At 59.5% G+C, this 16,669-nt stretch carries 18 protein-coding genes and 1 pseudogene; 8 read left to right on the top strand and 11 right to left on the bottom strand.

Going from position 1 to position 16,669, the window contains the following annotated elements:
- The 3 genes from C8029_RS15270 to C8029_RS15280 all read right to left on the bottom strand — a co-directional run.
- Nucleotides 1-453 (bottom strand): protein adenylyltransferase SelO family protein (locus C8029_RS15270; protein ID WP_193217663.1); only part of this gene is annotated, 453 nt, incomplete at its 3' end.
- Nucleotides 454-490: 37 nt separating this feature from the next.
- Nucleotides 491-1,447: a nucleoside hydrolase gene (locus tag C8029_RS15275; protein ID WP_152003223.1), complete on the bottom strand. Its 957-nt coding sequence runs from the start codon at nucleotides 1,445-1,447 to the stop codon at nucleotides 491-493.
- Between the two features lie 88 nt (nucleotides 1,448-1,535).
- A complete protein-coding gene (locus C8029_RS15280) occupies nucleotides 1,536-2,036 on the bottom strand; it encodes a hypothetical protein (protein ID WP_152003224.1) in 501 nt (166 codons plus the stop codon).
- 139 nt (nucleotides 2,037-2,175) lie between these two features.
- Between C8029_RS15280 and C8029_RS15285 the strand changes: the two are divergent.
- Nucleotides 2,176-2,588, top strand: a pseudogene (locus tag C8029_RS15285) (SufE family protein).
- Between the two features lie 5 nt (nucleotides 2,589-2,593).
- Here C8029_RS15285 and C8029_RS15290 read toward each other — a convergent pair.
- Genes C8029_RS15290 through C8029_RS15305 form a run of 4 tightly spaced genes read right to left on the bottom strand, consistent with a single transcriptional unit; the run spans nucleotide 2,594 to nucleotide 4,490 of the window.
- On the bottom strand, nucleotides 2,594-3,226 hold the full coding sequence (locus C8029_RS15290) for a DUF1638 domain-containing protein (protein WP_009571340.1): 633 nt from the start codon (nucleotides 3,224-3,226) through the stop codon (nucleotides 2,594-2,596).
- A complete protein-coding gene (locus C8029_RS15295) occupies nucleotides 3,223-3,537 on the bottom strand; it encodes a YbjQ family protein (protein WP_009571339.1) in 315 nt (104 codons plus the stop codon). Before C8029_RS15295 ends, C8029_RS15290 begins: the two co-directional genes overlap by 4 nt.
- A gap of 12 nt (nucleotides 3,538-3,549) precedes the next feature.
- The gene (locus tag C8029_RS15300; RefSeq protein ID WP_009571338.1) at nucleotides 3,550-3,765 is read right to left on the bottom strand and encodes a hypothetical protein; all 216 of its coding nucleotides are present in this window, start codon (nucleotides 3,763-3,765) and stop codon (nucleotides 3,550-3,552) included.
- A gap of 29 nt (nucleotides 3,766-3,794) precedes the next feature.
- A complete protein-coding gene (locus C8029_RS15305; RefSeq protein ID WP_009571337.1) occupies nucleotides 3,795-4,490 on the bottom strand; it encodes a cobalamin B12-binding domain-containing protein in 696 nt (231 codons plus the stop codon).
- A gap of 112 nt (nucleotides 4,491-4,602) precedes the next feature.
- Between C8029_RS15305 and C8029_RS15310 the strand changes: the two genes are divergently transcribed.
- Nucleotides 4,603-5,715, top strand: coding sequence for a PA0069 family radical SAM protein (locus C8029_RS15310; protein ID WP_193217664.1), 1,113 nt, complete (start codon nucleotides 4,603-4,605; stop codon nucleotides 5,713-5,715).
- A gap of 34 nt (nucleotides 5,716-5,749) precedes the next feature.
- On the opposite strand, the gene bmt is transcribed toward C8029_RS15310, so the two are convergent.
- The 3 genes from bmt to C8029_RS15325 all read right to left on the bottom strand — a co-directional run bounded on the left by bmt (nucleotide 5,750) and on the right by C8029_RS15325 (nucleotide 9,697).
- Nucleotides 5,750-6,784 carry a betaine--homocysteine S-methyltransferase gene (gene bmt, locus C8029_RS15315; protein WP_414632327.1) on the bottom strand — a complete coding sequence of 345 codons (1,035 nt, stop codon included), beginning with the start codon at nucleotides 6,782-6,784 and terminating at the stop codon, nucleotides 5,750-5,752.
- Nucleotides 6,785-6,985: 201 nt separating this feature from the next.
- Nucleotides 6,986-9,049, bottom strand: a complete 2,064-nt coding sequence (locus tag C8029_RS15320; protein WP_009571334.1) for a phosphatidylglycerol lysyltransferase domain-containing protein — start codon at nucleotides 9,047-9,049, stop codon at nucleotides 6,986-6,988.
- Between the two features lie 339 nt (nucleotides 9,050-9,388).
- Nucleotides 9,389-9,697, bottom strand: coding sequence for a DUF1476 domain-containing protein (locus C8029_RS15325; RefSeq protein WP_009571333.1), 309 nt, complete (start codon nucleotides 9,695-9,697; stop codon nucleotides 9,389-9,391).
- 263 nt (nucleotides 9,698-9,960) lie between these two features.
- Between C8029_RS15325 and purC the strand changes: the two genes are divergently transcribed.
- From purC to C8029_RS15355, 6 genes are all read left to right on the top strand, one after another.
- A complete protein-coding gene (gene purC / locus C8029_RS15330) occupies nucleotides 9,961-10,722 on the top strand; it encodes a phosphoribosylaminoimidazolesuccinocarboxamide synthase (RefSeq protein WP_009571332.1) in 762 nt (253 codons plus the stop codon).
- Between the two features lie 21 nt (nucleotides 10,723-10,743).
- On the top strand, nucleotides 10,744-10,974 hold the full coding sequence (purS, locus tag C8029_RS15335; RefSeq protein WP_074640423.1) for a phosphoribosylformylglycinamidine synthase subunit PurS: 231 nt from the start codon (nucleotides 10,744-10,746) through the stop codon (nucleotides 10,972-10,974).
- Between the two features lie 215 nt (nucleotides 10,975-11,189).
- Nucleotides 11,190-11,651 (top strand): DUF1203 domain-containing protein, encoded by a 462-nt coding sequence (locus tag C8029_RS15340; RefSeq protein WP_152003226.1) that lies wholly within the window; start codon nucleotides 11,190-11,192, stop codon nucleotides 11,649-11,651.
- Nucleotides 11,652-11,743: 92 nt separating this feature from the next.
- Nucleotides 11,744-12,412 carry a phosphoribosylformylglycinamidine synthase subunit PurQ gene (gene purQ / locus C8029_RS15345; protein ID WP_152003227.1) on the top strand — a complete coding sequence of 223 codons (669 nt, stop codon included), beginning with the start codon at nucleotides 11,744-11,746 and terminating at the stop codon, nucleotides 12,410-12,412.
- Between the two features lie 200 nt (nucleotides 12,413-12,612).
- Nucleotides 12,613-14,328 (top strand): sensor histidine kinase, encoded by a 1,716-nt coding sequence (locus tag C8029_RS15350; RefSeq protein WP_009571328.1) that lies wholly within the window; start codon nucleotides 12,613-12,615, stop codon nucleotides 14,326-14,328.
- Nucleotides 14,329-14,397: 69 nt separating this feature from the next.
- Complete coding sequence (locus tag C8029_RS15355) at nucleotides 14,398-15,732, top strand: sigma-54-dependent transcriptional regulator (RefSeq protein WP_009571327.1); 1,335 nt, start codon at nucleotides 14,398-14,400, stop codon at nucleotides 15,730-15,732.
- A 44-nt stretch (nucleotides 15,733-15,776) separates the two neighbouring features.
- On the opposite strand, the gene C8029_RS15360 is transcribed toward C8029_RS15355, so the two are convergent.
- The gene (locus tag C8029_RS15360; protein WP_009571326.1) at nucleotides 15,777-16,250 is read right to left on the bottom strand and encodes a hypothetical protein; all 474 of its coding nucleotides are present in this window, start codon (nucleotides 16,248-16,250) and stop codon (nucleotides 15,777-15,779) included.
- Between the last annotated feature and the right edge of the window lie 419 nt (nucleotides 16,251-16,669).

Here is a 16,669-nt window from a genome sequence, read left to right on the forward strand (position 1 = left end):
CACCCGCGCGCCGGTGCGCACGGCGGCCAAGGCGCGCGTGGTCGGAACCCCCGCAGCATGCATAAATTCGCTGACGATAAATTCACGCAACACCGGACCGATCCACGCCCGCCCATCGCCATTGCGCGAATAGGGGGTGCGGCCCGCGCCTTTGAGGTGGATGTCAAATCGGCCATGCTCTGTGACAGCCTCACCCAACAACACCGCGCGCCCGTCGCCCAAACGTGGCGACCAACCGCCAAACTGATGCCCGGCGTAGACCTGTGCCAGAGGATCGGCCCCGTCCGGGATCACATTTCCGGCAAACACCGATGCGTCCCAATCGGAGGCACCCAACTGCGCCGCAAGCTCTGCGTTGAACAGCACCATCTCGGGGGCGGGCACCTCTTCGGGGGCGATCTTGGTATAAAACCGCTCCGGCAGTCGGGCGTAGCTGTTGTCAAATTGGACCATGTCGCGCCCTCCGTTTCGTGTCACGCGTTTACTTAGCTCATCCGTTCAGCCGCGCCACCCTTTCGGTCAAAAGCGCGAAAAAACCGTCCGCATCAGCCTCCGCCATAAACATTGCATTTGGCGCGCGGTCTGTGACCCCCCACCAATCGGCAACGGTCATGCCACGGGTCAGATCGGAATGGGTTTCAATCTCGACATTGATAAACCGCCCCGAAAACAACTCGGGCTTGATCAGATAAGCGATCACGGTCGGGTCATGCAGCGGGCCGCCCAGCGAGCCATATTTTTCGACATCGAAGCGCTCAAAAAAGTCCAGCCACCCGGCCACAACATCGCCCAGATGGGTGCCAAAGTCGCGAAAGGCCTGAAGCCTCGGCGCGGTCACCAGCACCTTATGGGTGCAATCGAGTGGCATAACGGTCAGTTGAACGCCAGATTTAAACACAATATCAGCGGCTTCCGGGTCAACGTAGATGTTGAATTCGGCGGCAGGAGTGACATTGCCGACTTCAAAATATGCACCTCCCATCAAAACGATTTCCTGAACCTTTTCAATAATATCCGGCGCCTTGTTGAATGCTGTCGCAATATTGGTCAAAGGCCCTAAAGGACAGAGCGTCACCGTGCCCGCAGGTTCCGCTCGCAACGTGTCGATGATGAAATCGACGCCGTTTTGATCCTGGAGCGGCATCACTGGATCGGGCAATTCGATACCGTCCAGCCCGGTCTTGCCATGCACATGCTCCGCCGTCACCAACGTGTGCGCCAGCGGGCGGTCGCAGCCTTCGAACACTTTGACATCGGGCCGCCCGGCCACTTCGCAGACCTTGCGCGCGTTCTTCGCGGTCAATGCCAAAGGCACGTTTCCGGCGACCACGGTGATGCCGAGGACGTTCACCTCTTCGGGCGAGCCAAGCGCCAAAAGGATCGCCATGGCGTCGTCTTGGCCCGGATCGGTGTCGATGATGATATTGCGGGGGGAGTTGGGGGACATCGCGCGCCTCTTAGGTGTTTCGTCGAGGCGCAGGATGTCTTGGCAAAGCCGGGATGTAAAGGCGGGCCAGAGCGCGGCCCGTGCCGTTTTAGCGCCGCACTTGACGTGCGCCTGCGGCCCCTTTGATGAGGATGGTACGAATGCCCGCAAGATCTTCGTTCGAGAGCGATTTGGCCGCGGTGATCCGACGTTGTGCGGCGGTGCCCGTGGGCGCGGCGGAGGTCGGTGGGCGCAGGCGGAAGTCATAGGCGGCGACAGAGGCATCCGCAGAGGCCACGCGGACCAGTTCGGCGTCGAAATAGCCAAGCGTGGGCAGGGTTGCGGTGGCGGTGATGATGGCACCAGAGGCCGATTTGACCACGTTGACATCCGAAATGGCCGGCGCCAAGGGCCGGGTATCAACGAAGTTCGGATAGCCTTTGCGCGGCGCCAAGGAGGGCAGGACGGTGACAGCGGTGCCATCATTCAACACGGTGACCGGTTCGGATTTGCCAAACCAGTTCAGAGGGTTGATCCGCGACTCTTTGATCGAGGCGCAGCCCGTTACCAGCATGAGCACCAACCCAGAAACAATCACCTGACGCCGCATCGGGCCTCTCCCCATAAATCTCTTTGCCCAAGGGCTACCTGAAAACAGCGGGCTTGAAAAGGGTCGCAATCGGCGCGGATGCTGGACCTTCTCCCCCTGACGCCTTATGTGAAGGATCAACGGAACAAGGAGAGACCCGATGGCGACGGAGCGCTTTGAAGACATCGTTGAAACCTTTGAGTTTCTGGACGATTGGGAGGACCGCTATCGCCATGTGATCGAGATGGGCAAAGCCTTCGCCCCCTTGGATGACGCGTTCAAAGTGCCCGCGACCAAGGTTGAGGCTGCGCCTCGCAAGTCTGGTTGGTGCCGACCATCGAGGGGGGGCGGTTTGACTTTGTCGGAGCCTCGGATGCGATGATCGTGCAGGGGCTGATCGCAATCTTGCATGAGCTGTACGCGGGGTTGCGTTTGCCCGAGGTTATGGCTGTCGATGCCCCTGCGGAATTGGCGCGGCTGGGATTGGACGAACACCTGTCTGCGCAACGCTCAAACGGGCTGCGGGCCATGGTCACCCGCATTCGCGAAACGGCGACCAGAGCCACAGCGTAATCGCATCAGGCGCGGATAAACCGTTCAAGATCGCCGTAGCCGGTAAAGCGACGTTCGAATGTCAGGCCCAGACGGTCGGCACACACGCGCGCCGTCTCGGTCAAATCCGCGTCCTCGGTTTGCGCCAGATAGACCAGTTTTTCGTAATTGCCGAAATACATGTGACGCAAATCCGGGTAGCGATCCAACCCCAACGGTTTCCACACAAAGGCGTCAAATTGCCGGGCGAGAAAATCCGTCAGGTAGAAACTCGTGACTTCGCCATGGGCGGCAAAAGCCTCGGCCCCTTCAAAGAACGAGTAACAATGCGGGGCTGAGATCATCTCTGCCCCGTATCTCTCACATAAATTCTGCAACTGCCCGCCGGTGCCACAATCCCCATAAGCCACGAGGATATGGTCATATTTCCCACGGTGCTTGAGGATCGCGGCCTCGACCGCCGGGGTGATTTTTTCGGGCGTGTTGTGTAAGATCGCGGGCAGGCAGGTCAGCGTCAGATGATCCAACCCGTTGGCCGCAATCAGGGCCAAGACCTCGCGGGCCAAAGCGCCACAGGCGATGACCAAGGTCTTGCCCGTGCCGACCTGATCGAGGCCCTGATCGCGCAGGGCCTCATCACTGAGCGGAACGGGGTTCATTTCAGTTTGACCGCGGTCCCATAGCACATGACCTCAGACGCCGATTGGGCGATGGCCGAGGTTTGAAACCGCACCGCGACAATCGCATCTGCGCCAAGTGCTGTGGCCTCTGCGATCATCCGATCCATCGCCTGTTCGCGGGCTCCGGCCAAGAGGGAGGCATATTCTTTCACCTCGCCGCCGACGATATTGCGCAGGGATGCGACAATGTCAGAGCCGATGTGTTTGGCCCGCACGGTCGATCCGCGCACCAGTCCAAGAGAGACGGACACCTCACTCCCGGCGACGGTTTCAGTTGTCAAAACAAGCATTTATAGACCCTTTTACTTTTCAATTTTGTCGTAATGATCGTCTTCGGCGCTCGACAGACGGTCCTCCAGAACGCGCCATGCGATATAGCCCACGACGAGGGCGACGATCACCACAGGCCACATCAGGGGCATTTGCAAACTGGCCAAAATCATGGATCCCAACCACAGCGTCCCTAAAATTGCGCCGCCCACGACCACGAGGATTAAGGCCAATTTGTCAATTTTCATGTCTGGCTCCTGCGGTCGTGGGCACGTGGTTAGAGTTGATTGTGGCGCGCGGCGATCAGGCGTTTCGCGGTTTCCACCGCAATCGCCGCATCATCGCAATAGGCATCCGCGCCGATGGCCCGACCGAACTCTTCGTTCAAGGGCGCACCGCCGCAGAGCACGATATATTTGTCGCGCAGACCCTGTGTGGTCAGGCTCTCGATCACGGTTTTCATATAGGGCATGGTCGTGGTCAACAGGGCGGACATGCCAATAATGTCCGCGCCCTCGGCCTCTGCCGTGCCAATGTAACTCGCGGCCTCGGTGTTGATGCCCAGGTCAATGATCTCAAATCCCGCGCCTTCCATCATCATCGCCACAAGGTTTTTGCCGATGTCATGAATGTCGCCTTTGACCGTGCCGATGACCATTTTGCCCATTTTTGGCGCGCCGGTTTCGACCAAAAGCGGTTTCAGGATCGCCATGCCGCCCTTCATCGCCTGCGCCGCACGCAGCACTTCGGGGACAAACAAAATCCCGTCGCGGAAATCGTCGCCGACGATCTGCATCCCCGAGACCAGCGCTTTGGTCAGGATGTCGTAAGGGGTCCATTTCCGCTCCAACAGGATGCGCACGGATTCTTCGATCTCGTCTTTCAGACCGTCATAGAGGTCATCCATCATCTGTTCGGTCAATTCATCGTCGTTGAGATCGGACAGGATCAGGTCGTCTTCATTGTCAGACATCTGCATTTCCTTCTTGGACAGGGCCAAACTGCGCCTGTGTGTGCGGTGATTTCTGCCAAGTCCCGCGCAATGGGGATTGGCATATGTTCTCATTTTGTTCTACATTTTGGGCATGGCTCATGATTCCACTCAACACCCAGATTTGCTTGCCGATACGCTGCCGCTTGGGCTGGTGCCCAAGGCGCGCGGGGCACAGTCGAATGCCAGCGGCCGGTTTGAACGGCTGGCGCGTGAAACCTTTATCGACGGCTGGGATGCCGAGCTTGAGCAAACCATCGCGCGCACCACGACCGTGGACGAACGTCCGCGCAAAATCATCACCCGCAACGACAGTCCCGACATTCCGTTTGACCGCTCGATCAACCCGTACCGGGGCTGTGAACACGGCTGTTCTTACTGTTTCGCGCGGCCCACCCATGCCTATCTCGGGCTGTCTGCGGGCTTGGATTTTGAAACCCGACTGACCCGCAAAAAGGGCGCAGCGGAGGTTTTGGCCCGTGAACTCAGCGCCGCATCTTACACTGTGGCCCCGATTGCCATCGGTACAAACACCGATCCCTACCAACCGATTGAGGCGCGTGATCGGGTGATGCGCGGGCTGCTTGAGGTGCTGTCCGCGCACAATCATCCGCTCACGATCACCACCAAAGGCACGTTGATCGAACGCGACATTGATCTGTTGAAACCGATGGCGGCCAAGGGGCTGGTGCAGGTCGGTCTGTCCGTCACCACGCTGGGCTCGCGCCTGTCGCGGCAACTCGAACCCCGGGCTCCGGTGCCGGCGCGGCGGTTGAAAACCATGCGCCTTTTGGCCGATGCGGGCATCCCCGTGCGCGTCATGATTGCGCCGATCATCCCGGCGCTGACCGATCACGAGCTGGAGGCCATCATGGGCGCCGCCGCCAGTCACGGCGCCAAGGCCGCAGGCTACATCATGTTGCGTCTGCCTTTGGAAGTCGCGCCCCTGTTCGAAGATTGGCTGGCCACCCATGTGCCCGACAGGGCGCAGCGGGTGATGAACCGCGTGCGCGAGCTGCATGGCGGTAAAGTGTATGACAGCCATTGGGGCAAGCGGATGAGAGGCGAGGGCGAATGGGCCGAACTCATGGCGCAACGCTTTGACATCTCGCTCAACCGCACCGGCCTCATGACAAAGCTGCCCGCGCTCAGACAGGATCTGTTCGCGGTGCCGCCCAAAGCGGGCGATCAATTGAGCCTGTTCTGAGACCGGGCGGGTCATCTGCATTTTCCTCTATGGATCAATCGCGGGCCCGGCGACGGCCGGAGCGTTCGCGTTTGGCGGGGCCTTTGTCGTCAGTGCCATCTGAGGTCGAAGAGAAGCCGCCGAGTTTCGCGGTGATCTGTTCCAACGTTGGACGTTCGCCGCGCGGACGGGTTTCAAGCGCCTCTTTCATGGCGCGCAGATGTTCGGGCGTGGTGCCGCAGCAGCCGCCGATGATCGTCGCCCCGGCATCGCGCGCCATACAGGCGTAATCGCCCATCAATTCGGGCGTGCCATCATAATGGATGTGCCCGTCCATGTAGCGTGGGATACCTGCGTTGCCTTTGGCAATGATCGGGCGCTCATGGCCTTGTGCTGAAAAGCCCAAAACCGTACGCAACAAATCCGACGAGCCGGTGCCGCAATTGGCGCCATAGGCTACGGGAGGCGTTGGCATTTTTTCAACCATATCCGCAAGTTGCGCCGAGGTGACGCCCATCATCGTGCGCCCCGCCGTGTCAAAACTCATCGTGCCGACCCAGGGCAGCCCGGCCAAAGTCGCGCCTTCTGCGGCGGCTTTATATTCGTCGGCGGCAGAGATGGTTTCGATCCACGCCACATCGGCGCCACCGGCTTTCAGCCCCTCGGCCTGTTCGTGGAACATCTCGACAGCGGCAGAATAAGACAGCGGTCCCATCGGTTCCATGATCTCTCCGGTCGGGCCCATGGACCCGGCCACAATCACCACACGCCCGGCACGATCAGCGACGTTGCGGCCGATTTCGGCGGCGGCTTTGTTCAGCTCATGCACGCGGTGTTCGGATTTGTGCAATTTGAGGCGCGAGGCGGTGCCGCCAAAGGAATTGGTGAGAAAAATATCAGACCCGGCCTCGACTGCGCCCAGATAAAGCCGGGTGATGTTTTCGGGTTTGTCGACATTCCAAAGCTCCGGCGCGTCGCCAGAGGACAGGCCCATGTTGAACAGCGTTGTGCCCGTCGCCCCATCAGCCATCAGCCAATCGCGGGTTTCGAGAAGTTTGGAGAGGGCGTTGGGCAGGGGGGCGTCGGTCATGGCGGCTCCGGGGGACTGAATAAGGGGGCGCGAGGGCGCGCGACAAAGAAAAAGGTCCCGGACGGGCGGCCCGACCGGGGGTTTGTAGCCCATGTGCCATGTCTGGCCCGATTTATCAAATTCAATCAGGTCATAAAGATCATGAGCGTGCTGCACATTCGCACGACCAGGAGCGAACAGAAGGGATGCGCCGTGTTCGCCTCAACCCGCACCAGTGGGACGGCGGCGAAACAGATGCAGGGTGCGGTGGGTGGCAAAGCGTGAGGCTTTCATCGGGTTCGCGGTGGGTCTGGGCGGAGGTGCGGTCACCCGGCGCAAAATATCCATACCCGCCACCGCAAGCGCCAAGCGAGACGGGGCGGCGAGGTAGAGCGTTTCCCACTGTGGGGCAAAGGCGGATTTGAACCGGCGCAGACCCGCAGCCCCCGATTTGGCAAGGAACTTACCCCGAAGCCAACGGGTCAAAGCGTCATCGTCGTGACCGTCCCAGGGCACGGCGGCCAAGGACAGGCGCGGACAGCCATAGGCGGCAGCGGCGCGAATGGCCTCGATGATCAGCAACTGTATTGTGCCATCCGGGGCCGCAGATCCCGCGCGCATCAGATCCAGCGTCATCTCATGGCGGCTTTCATGTAGCGAAATGAAGGCCACAAGATTTTCACCTTGATAGGCGAGAAACACCCTTTGGCAGGAAATATAGCCGCGGTCATAGGTGCCCATGGAAAACCCGCGCTCCTTGCCGCGCATGCCGAGCCATTCCTGTGCCACGCGATCCATGTCTGCGAGGGGCAGGTCGCGGGCGCCTTCGCGGACTTTGATCTGCGCCTCTTCGGCCTTGCGGATGACCCGGCGCAGTTGTCGGGTTTTTGAGCCTTCGAGCGAAAACCGAGCGGGTACGAGCCACGCCTCTTGTGCTGTCGGGAGGACTTTCCACCCCGCCTTGCGCGCCGAGGCGGCCATGCGCGCGCCGCATTTGTAAATCGCGGGCATGCGGTAGCGCATCCGCGCGGCACGAGACAGGGCGTCGCGGGCGGCAGACGGGCAGCCCCGTGCAGCAATCGGATCGGAGAGCATGACAAGCGATTGGCCAATCGGGGCGGCAAGGCCCAAGGGGCGACCCTTTTCCGAGGTCAAAAGGGAAAAATCGCGTGTGCGCAACAGGTTGGCTTCTGCCCGCGGGGCGGAAAAGAGCTGTATTTCCATTTCGGGTGTGAGGTAGGGTGCGCTTTTGGTTTTGACCAGACCGGGTTCGCGTGACAGCGAGCAGGAGCGGGGTCCGCGCAAGATCAGCAGCCCGGCAAGCATGGCGGGGAGGGCGTAATAGACCAAACGAAACGCCAAAACCGCGCCCAAAAGCTGGTCAAGTTCAATTGTATGCAACAATGAGGCCAGCGTGGCCTCAAATGGACCGACCCCGCCCGGTGTCGAACCAATGATGCCAGCGCCCAGTGAAAACAGATAGGCGGAAATGGTTTGGCCGATGGCAAGGGACACCTCAGGCGGCATCAGCGCATAAAGGGCAAGGCCCGCGAGGATGGTGTCACAGGCGGCCAGACCGATGACCGTGCCCATGGCGCGCAGGCTGGGCCACGGCACACGCACCAACGGTCCGGGCGGGTAGACCGAAATCACAGCCATCGCAATCGCCAGAGCAATCGCCCCGGTGGCGAGCGATTTCATCCACGGGATATCCGGTTGAAAGGCCAGCACCGCGACGGCGGCGACCACGGCCCAACCGGCCAAAAAGGAGAGCGCGACCGCAGCAGAGAGGCGTGCGGCCTGCCAAAGCGTCAATTCCGGCAACATCCGCCAGCGGATCAACGCGCCCGTCAAAGCGCCAAAGCCTAAGGATTGCGACAATCCGATTGCCGCAATGCCAGAAAGGCGTGCCGCACGGGCGGAAATGCCGGTGCCGAGCTGAGCATGCAGCACACGGTCATATTGGCCGACGGCCCAGAAACTGCCCATTGTGGCAAGCCCGGCGAGGCCCCATTGACCGGGGCCAATCGTGGTGATGGACGCGGCAATGGCGGCAAGGTCGAGATGGGCGATCTTGCCCCAGACCAGCCAGCCGATGAACAGGGTCATGGCCAGCGGCAAAAGCTGTTTGCCCAAAAGTGCGCGCAGGCCGTTCGTCTTCTCTGGTTTCGCCCCCTGTGTCACCCCCGGTTTCACCCCGAGTTGCGGTCGCACCGGCTTGGACTTCGAGCGCACGGGATCGGGGACGCGAAGGGCCTCTTCGATGTCGAACGGGCTGTGGCGCATGGCGAAGGTGGTCCTTTTGGGCTGAGCCTGAGGTCGGGTTCTGGCGCGCTGGGGGGATCAAGCGCACACATGATTGGTCTGTGAGCAATAGTCCCGGTTTGCCAAGATTCGATTAATCCACGTTCAATTTGAGCGCGGCGCAGCCAAAACCGGCAAATAGACCGGCAAATAGAACTGTGTTTGAGGTGGAGATGTGAAAACGGCCCGCAGGATGACTGCGGGCCGTGATGCTAAAATTGACTGTGATTGACACAGTGATTGACGGTGTCTGTTGGGGGCTGAACGATAACCACCAAACCCGACCACAGCCGGGCTTGTCGGATCGGCACTACGCCAAACTTATTGCATCATCTCTTGTTGAGCCTCGACCAGGAAGGCGGCATATTTTTCGCGGATCGCTGCGGCGGTTGAGCGCGCGCCGAGGTCTGCGGCGACTTTGGCGATCACATCTTCGGCACCGGATTCTTGCATATCGGCGCGGATCACCTCCGCCACATAGGCCAAAGCGTCGGCTGCGGATTTGCCCATAATATCGGCGGCCCAAAGCGCAATTTTTTTGTTCGCACGGGCCTCCAATCGAAATTGGGTCTCGGCGTCATGGACAAATTTGGATTCAAATGCGGCTTCGCGGTCGTCAAATGTGGTCATTGTTGGCTCCTCCTCAACTGCTGATCTTACTTAAAATATGGGACTTATCTTTGCGACATATCAAGACGCATGAATGAATATTTATCAAAAACTTTAAAAGGACACAGCGTGTTGGCATGGGGCAGGTGGCGTTTGGACAGAGTTTTCCGCTCTGGCGGGGGCAAATATGGCGCCGAACTTGCTCCCGGCGTTCCCTTGCCCTAAAGAGCGGCATAAAGAGGCCGGTCGCGATGATTCCCGGCCCATCAGCTTTTGGAGGCCCCATGGCGCGCCGTAAAAAAATCTATGAAGGCAAAGCAAAGACTCTTTATGAGGGTCCGGAGCCGGGCACGCTGATCCAGTATTTCAAAGATGACGCCACCGCGTTCAACGCCGAGAAGCGCGCCACCATCGAAGGCAAGGGCGTGTTGAACAACCGCTTGTCCGAGTTTTTCATGAACGGCCTGACCGCCATCGGCGTGCCGAACCACTTCATCAAACGCCTCAATATGCGCGAGCAGTTGATCCGCCAGTGCGAGATCATTCCGCTCGAAGTCATCGTGCGCAACTTTGCCGCGGGGTCCATGGCCAAACGTCTGGGTCTCGAAGAGGGGATGCGCCTGCCGCGTCCGATCATCGAATTTTCCTACAAAGACGACGCTTTGGGCGATCCTTTGGTGCCCGAAGAATACATCATCGCCTTTGGTTGGGCCTCGCAGCAGGACCTCGACGACATCGTCGCTTTGGCGTTGCGGGTGAATGATTTCATGTCCGGCGTGATGTATGGCGTTGGCATCAAACTGATTGATTTCAAAATCGAAATTGGCCGGGTCTGGGACGGCGATTTCATGCGCCTGATCGTGGCCGATGAGATTTCGCCGGACAGCTGCCGGTTGTGGGACATCGAAAGCGGACAAAAGCTTGATAAAGACGTGTTCCGCCGCGACCTGGGCTCGCTCACCGATGCCTACTCCGAAGTGGCCCGCCGCCTTGGCGTTTTGCCCACGAACGGCCCGATCGGCGACAAGCCGACCCTGATCAACTAACTTCCTAAAGGATTGCCCACGATGAAAGCCCGCATCGACGTCATGCTGAAAACCGGTGTTCTCGACCCTCAGGGGGCGGCCGTCCAACACGCGCTCGGCGCGCTTGGGTTTGAGGGCGTCAACGAGGTCCGTCAGGGCAAGGTGATCGAATTGGATCTGGCCGATGGCACCTCGGAAGAGTCGATCAAAGAGATGTGCGACAAGCTTTTGGCCAACACGGTGATCGAAAGCTACCGGATCACCATGCTCTGATCTGAGTTGGGTCTGTAAAACATTGAAAAGCCGCTCCCTTGGGGGCGGTTTTTTGTTGGGCAATTGGGTTTTCCCAGTTGCATTTCTTGTTTGGTCAAGCCCCGTCCTCCGCAAGTCACGGCGCTTCGGTCCCCAAATCCGTTTCCACAGGATCCGGGTCGCCAAATGAGGGGTGGTTTTTTAGGTCTGAGGCACATCCACACAGGAGCGTTACGATGATCTTTCAAGGACTGCCCACCCTCACCGCCCATGCGCTGCGCCTTGGCAAACCGGATGCCAATGGCCAGACGCCTGAGCGGGTGTTGAACCCCTATGACGCCGCGCCGTGTCGGCATTGTTTGTGCCATGTGCCAAAAGGGGCGGGGATGCTGATTTGCGCGCATCGACCGTTCTCTGCGCCGCAACCCTATGCCGAAACCGGGCCGATCTTTCTGTGCGCCGCCGAATGCCCGCCTTACTTCAGTTCGGAAATCCCGCAGGTGTTGACCAGCTCGCCGGACTATCTGATCAAAGCCTATAATGCCGAGGAACGCATTGTGTACGGCACCGGGCGGATCACGCCACAGTCCGAGATCAAACCCTATTGCGCCGAATTGCTGACCCGCGAGGACATTGCTTTCGTCGACATCCGTTCCGCGCGCAACAATTGTTGGCAAGTCCGGGTGACGCGGGGGTAATCTGGGCTGATCTCCACTTGATCCAAACCCCGTCCCATCGTATCAGGCGGGCGAATGCCTCCCATCTGCCTATCTGCCAAGGAGCTCTGCCGATGAAAGCCGCCGTTCTGCAATTCCCCGGATCGAACTGTGACCGCGATATGTACACGGCGCTCAAACGCGCGGGGGCGGATGTCACGATGGTTTGGCACAAGGACGCGGACTTGCCCGAGGGTGTCGATGTTGTCGGCGTGCCGGGGGGCTTTTCTTATGGCGATTACCTGCGCTGCGGTGCGATTGCGGCGAACTCGCCCGTCGTGGCGTCGTTGAAGAAACACGTTGAGCGCGGCGGCTATGCCTTTGGCATTTGCAACGGCTTTCAGGTCCTCACCGAGGCGCGGCTTTTGCCCGGCGCTTTGCTGCGCAACGGCAATTTGAAATACATCTGCCGCACGGTGGGATTGGCCGTTGAAACCACGGACAGCCCCTATACCTCCGCCTACGCCCAGGGTCAGCACATCCGCATCCCGATCGCGCATCACGACGGCAATTTCACCGCCGATGCCGACACGCTGGACATGTTGGAGGGCGAGGGGCTTGTGGCGTTCCGCTATCTTGAGAACCCGAATGGATCGGATCGCGACATTGCGGGCATCCTGTCGCCCAACCGCCGCGTCTTGGGGATGATGCCGCACCCGGAACGGGCGTCTGAGCCCGCACATGGCAATGAGGACGGGGCTTTGTTCTTTACCTCGCTGCTTGAGGCTGTGGTCTCGGCCTGAACCGGTTAAGGGTGGGTCAACTCTGGCTCGCCATGGACCTCTGTGTGGCGAAACTCCGCTCAAATTGTTGAAAACCGTCAAAAATCCGCTGGGTTTGACGCGGCATGCGCGCTCGCGACCTCTTGCAGGTCCGGGGTGGGCGGGCGTATTCTGCTTGCATGAGTGAGCGCGACCTGATGGGGCCGAAAAGGCCGAAAACAATGACCTGGGCCGGGCGGCTGGCGCTTGTTGCGTTTGTCGTGGCGGCCATTGGCGTCATTTGGGTCACCAACCTGTTTTTGACCGAACGCTATACCATTTTGACGCGCAACCGCGCCGAAGTGCGTCAGGCGCTCTACTCCGGCAACCTGCTGTCGGAACTTCAGCGCAATTCCATCGTGCCGATCCTGTTGTCGCGCGATCCGGTTTTGGTCGGTGCGCTCAATTCCAACGATTTCGCCCAGACCTCGCAACATCTGATCTCCTACATTCAGGAAATTGGCGCGGCGGGGATCACGCTTTTGGACGAAAGCGGGCGGGTTGTGGCGGCCACGGATCGCTCGCTGTTGGGGACCAACAATCGCCAATCGTCCTATTTCGTCGATGCGCTGCGCTCCAATGATACGATTTTCAAAACCACCCAGCTGAACAACGGGGCTTATGAATTCACTTACAGCCGCCGGATTGATGTCAATGGCGCGCTGGCCGGGGTGATCGTGGTGCTGGTCGATCTGGCGCGATTTGAGAAAACATGGGCCGGGATTTCGGACGCGGTGGTGGTGGCCAATTCGGAAGGCCAGATCATCCTGTCGACCGAGCCGCGTTGGCGTTCGAAAACCGAAACCGAGGCCTTGGCTGTCACCGACGCGCCAACCGCGATTGAGCGCGCGTTTCAGATCACCACCGATTGGTCGCCGGACCCCGCCGAAGTCTATTTGGGCGGCGAGGCCTTGATGCGTTTGGAAAGCCGTATTCCGTTTCGCGGCTGGCGGATGACCTCATTCACCGCCTATTCTTCTGTGCGCGAACGGGTGAACGGGTTCTTGGCGCTTGAGATCATGGGTTTTGCCGTGTTGCTGTCTGGTGTGTTTTACCTGACCTCGCGGCGCGCCGTATCGCGTGCGGGCCTGTTTCAGCGCGAAAGTGCCGAATTGCGGCTGTTGAACGCGGCCCTTGAACGGGAGATTCAAGAACGCAAGCGGGCGGAGAAAAGCCTTGAGGTTGCCGAGCAAACCTTGGCACAATCGTCGAAATTGGCCGTGCTGGGCGAAATGTCGGCGGCGGTCAGCCACGAATTGAACCAACCTTTGGCGGCGATGAAGACCTATTTGGCCGGCGCGCGGCTGTTGATCAAACGCAAACGATCCGAGGAGGCTCTGGCCTCGTTTGGGCGGATTGACGATCTGATCAACCGCATGGCCGCGATCACCAAACAGCTGAAATCCTACGCTCGCAAAGGCTCCGATCAGCTTCAGCCGATTGATTTGCGCGAGTGCGTGTCCTCGGCGCTCTCGATGATGGAACCCCAGCTCAAACAGCGCTCGGTCGAGATCATTCGCACCCTGCCGCCCGAGCCGGTGATCGTCGATGGCGACCGGGTGCGGTTGGAACAGGTCTTGGTCAATCTGCTCAGAAATGCCTTTGATGCTTGTAAAACCGCATCGGAACCCCAAATCGAAATATTGGTCACAGGCGGCACCCAAGCCGCAGTGACCGTGCGAGACAATGGCACCGGGATCGAGGATCTCGATACGCTGTTTGAACCGTTTTATACCACCAAGGCGCCGGGGGATGGCGTCGGGCTTGGGTTGGCGATCTCGTCGGGGATTGTCGCCGAACTGGGGGGGAGATTGATGGCGCGCAACCGTCCGGTGGGCGGTGCGGCCTTTGAAATGGTGCTACCCCTGTCGCGCGAAAGCAGACACGCGGCGCAGTAACGCCGCATCTTAAGAGTGGCCCAGATTAAATAGGCCCAGAGTTTGGGCCGAAAAAGAAGAGGAAAGACCATGGCGACGGCAATGAAAATCGCGATCGTCGATGACGAACAAGACATGCGCCAATCCATCAGCCAATGGCTTGCGCTGTCCGGATTTGACACGGAAACCTTTGCCACGGCGGAGGAGGCGGTGAAAGCGCTTGGGTCGGATTACCCCGGCGTTGTCATCACCGATATCAAAATGCCGGGCATGGACGGGATGCAGTTTCTCAAGAAACTGATGAGCGTTGATAGCGGCCTGCCGGTGATCATGATCACCGGGCACGGCGATGTGCCGATGGCAGTCGAAGCGATGCGCATCGGCGCGTTTGATTTTCTGGAGAAACCTTTCAACCCGGACCGGATGACGGAACTGGCGAAAAAGGCCACCAACGCGCGGCGGCTGACGCTTGATAACCGGGCGCTGCGGCGCGAGTTGTCCGATGGCACCGGGATTATGAATAAGCTGATCGGCGCAAGCCCGGTGATGGAGCGTCTGCGCGAGGATATTCTGGATCTGGGCCAAGCCGACGGTCATGTGTTGATCGACGGCGAAACCGGCACCGGCAAAACACTGATCGCCCATGCTTTGCACGCGGTTGGCGCGCGGGCCTCGAAAAAATTCATCACCTTTGCCTGCGCTGGCCGGGATGAGTATGATCTGTCGAAACGGTTGTTCGGTCCCGACCCGGATGGGCAGATTCAACCGCTGTTCGAAGAGGCGCGTGGCGGCACCTTGGTGCTGGAAGACATTGAGGCCATGCCAATGCCGCTTCAGGCGCGTTTGCTGACCCTGATCAACGAACAGGGCACGCCGCCGGAAACCCGGATCATCGCGATTTGCAACCTGCAAGAACAAGGCCGGACCTGCGAGTCCGCGATGCGCCCGGACCTGTTTTACCGCTTGGCGGCGATGAAAATCACCACGCCGCCCCTGCGCGCGCGCGGCGAAGACATCCTGTCGCTGTTCACTCAGTTGAGCCAACAATTTGCCGAGGAATACGGCTGCGACGCGCCGGAAGTGTCGGCCCAGGAGGCGGCGCAATTGTTGCAAGCACCATGGCCCGGCAACATCCGGCAATTGATCAATGTGGCGGAGCGTTCGGTGCTGCAAAGCCGGCGTGGGTCGGGGTCGATCACCTCGCTGCTCTTGTCAGAATCGGACGCGCCGGAACAGCAGACCATGACCACAGAGGGCAAGCCGTTGAAGGAATATGTCGAAGCGTTCGAGCGGATGCTGATCGACAACACGATGCGCCGTCACAAAGGCTCTATCGTCGCGGTGATGGATGAACTTTGCCTGCCACGTCGGACGTTGAACGAGAAAATGGCCAAATACAGCCTGCAACGCGCCGATTACCTGTAACCGCCTCTGGCCCCGCCCGTGATCTGCCAATCATCGGGCGGGGCTTAGTCACAGACCTGAAAGTCAACCACACCTTCGCCGGGGCCAAACCGCGCCATGGTATTGACCTCGATGTCGACCAAATAGCCGTCACCGCCGAGGTTTTTGGTGCAACAGCCGTCACAATCCGCATCTGAACAAATGTCGATGGCCTGAGCGGTGATCTCATGCCCGCCTTGGCGCAGGCGCAGTGTCTTCATCCCCAGCCAGCCCCAATCCTTTTCATGCACCGCCACGATGTTATGCGCGGCGACCCATGCCTCGGTCTGAGCGTCCTCCAGGCCGTAAAACTGGCCCGCCCAGGTACAGCCATTATAGGCCAGGCATTCCTCGCTGTCGGGGGCGGGGTAGGAGGTGTAGTTGGTCAGATTGGCCCGATGCCATTCAGGCGCACAGGTAAGCGATTTGGCCTGACAGAATGTTGGGAGAAGGGCGATGATGAGGGAAAAGGTGGCTGTGATAAGCAGGGGGCGGGACATTGCGGGTTCCTTTGGGCACAGCGAGATTGGCGCGTGAGATTGGGACGGTGAGATCAGCAAAGCGCAGATGCCTGAGGTGTGCAAGAGCGGAGGCAGAGAGCCGGGATCAGGTGAGTATTTATTAAGCTCTGGCGGGTAAAAGGTGAAAATTATAGGGTTCCGCCGGGCGGCTTGGATGTATAGACACACGGATGGGCACATGTTTTCCGCGATTTTCAACGTGAAATGTCACTTTGCAAATTTGCGTGTTGTCATAGAGGTGCGGGATCACTACTGATAGGAGGACGCAGGTCTGGCTTGGTGTCCCTTTGAGGTCCATTGGGTCCTTTGGGAAAACGCCGCCCCGGAAACCGCGTGAGACTCATTCGCTGCATGCGAGAGCTGGAGCCGCCTGTGAGGTCCTTGATCCATCTGAGATC

This window comes from Roseobacter sp. TSBP12 (assembly GCF_009129705.1).
Taxonomy (GTDB): domain Bacteria; phylum Pseudomonadota; class Alphaproteobacteria; order Rhodobacterales; family Rhodobacteraceae; genus Celeribacter; species Celeribacter baekdonensis_A.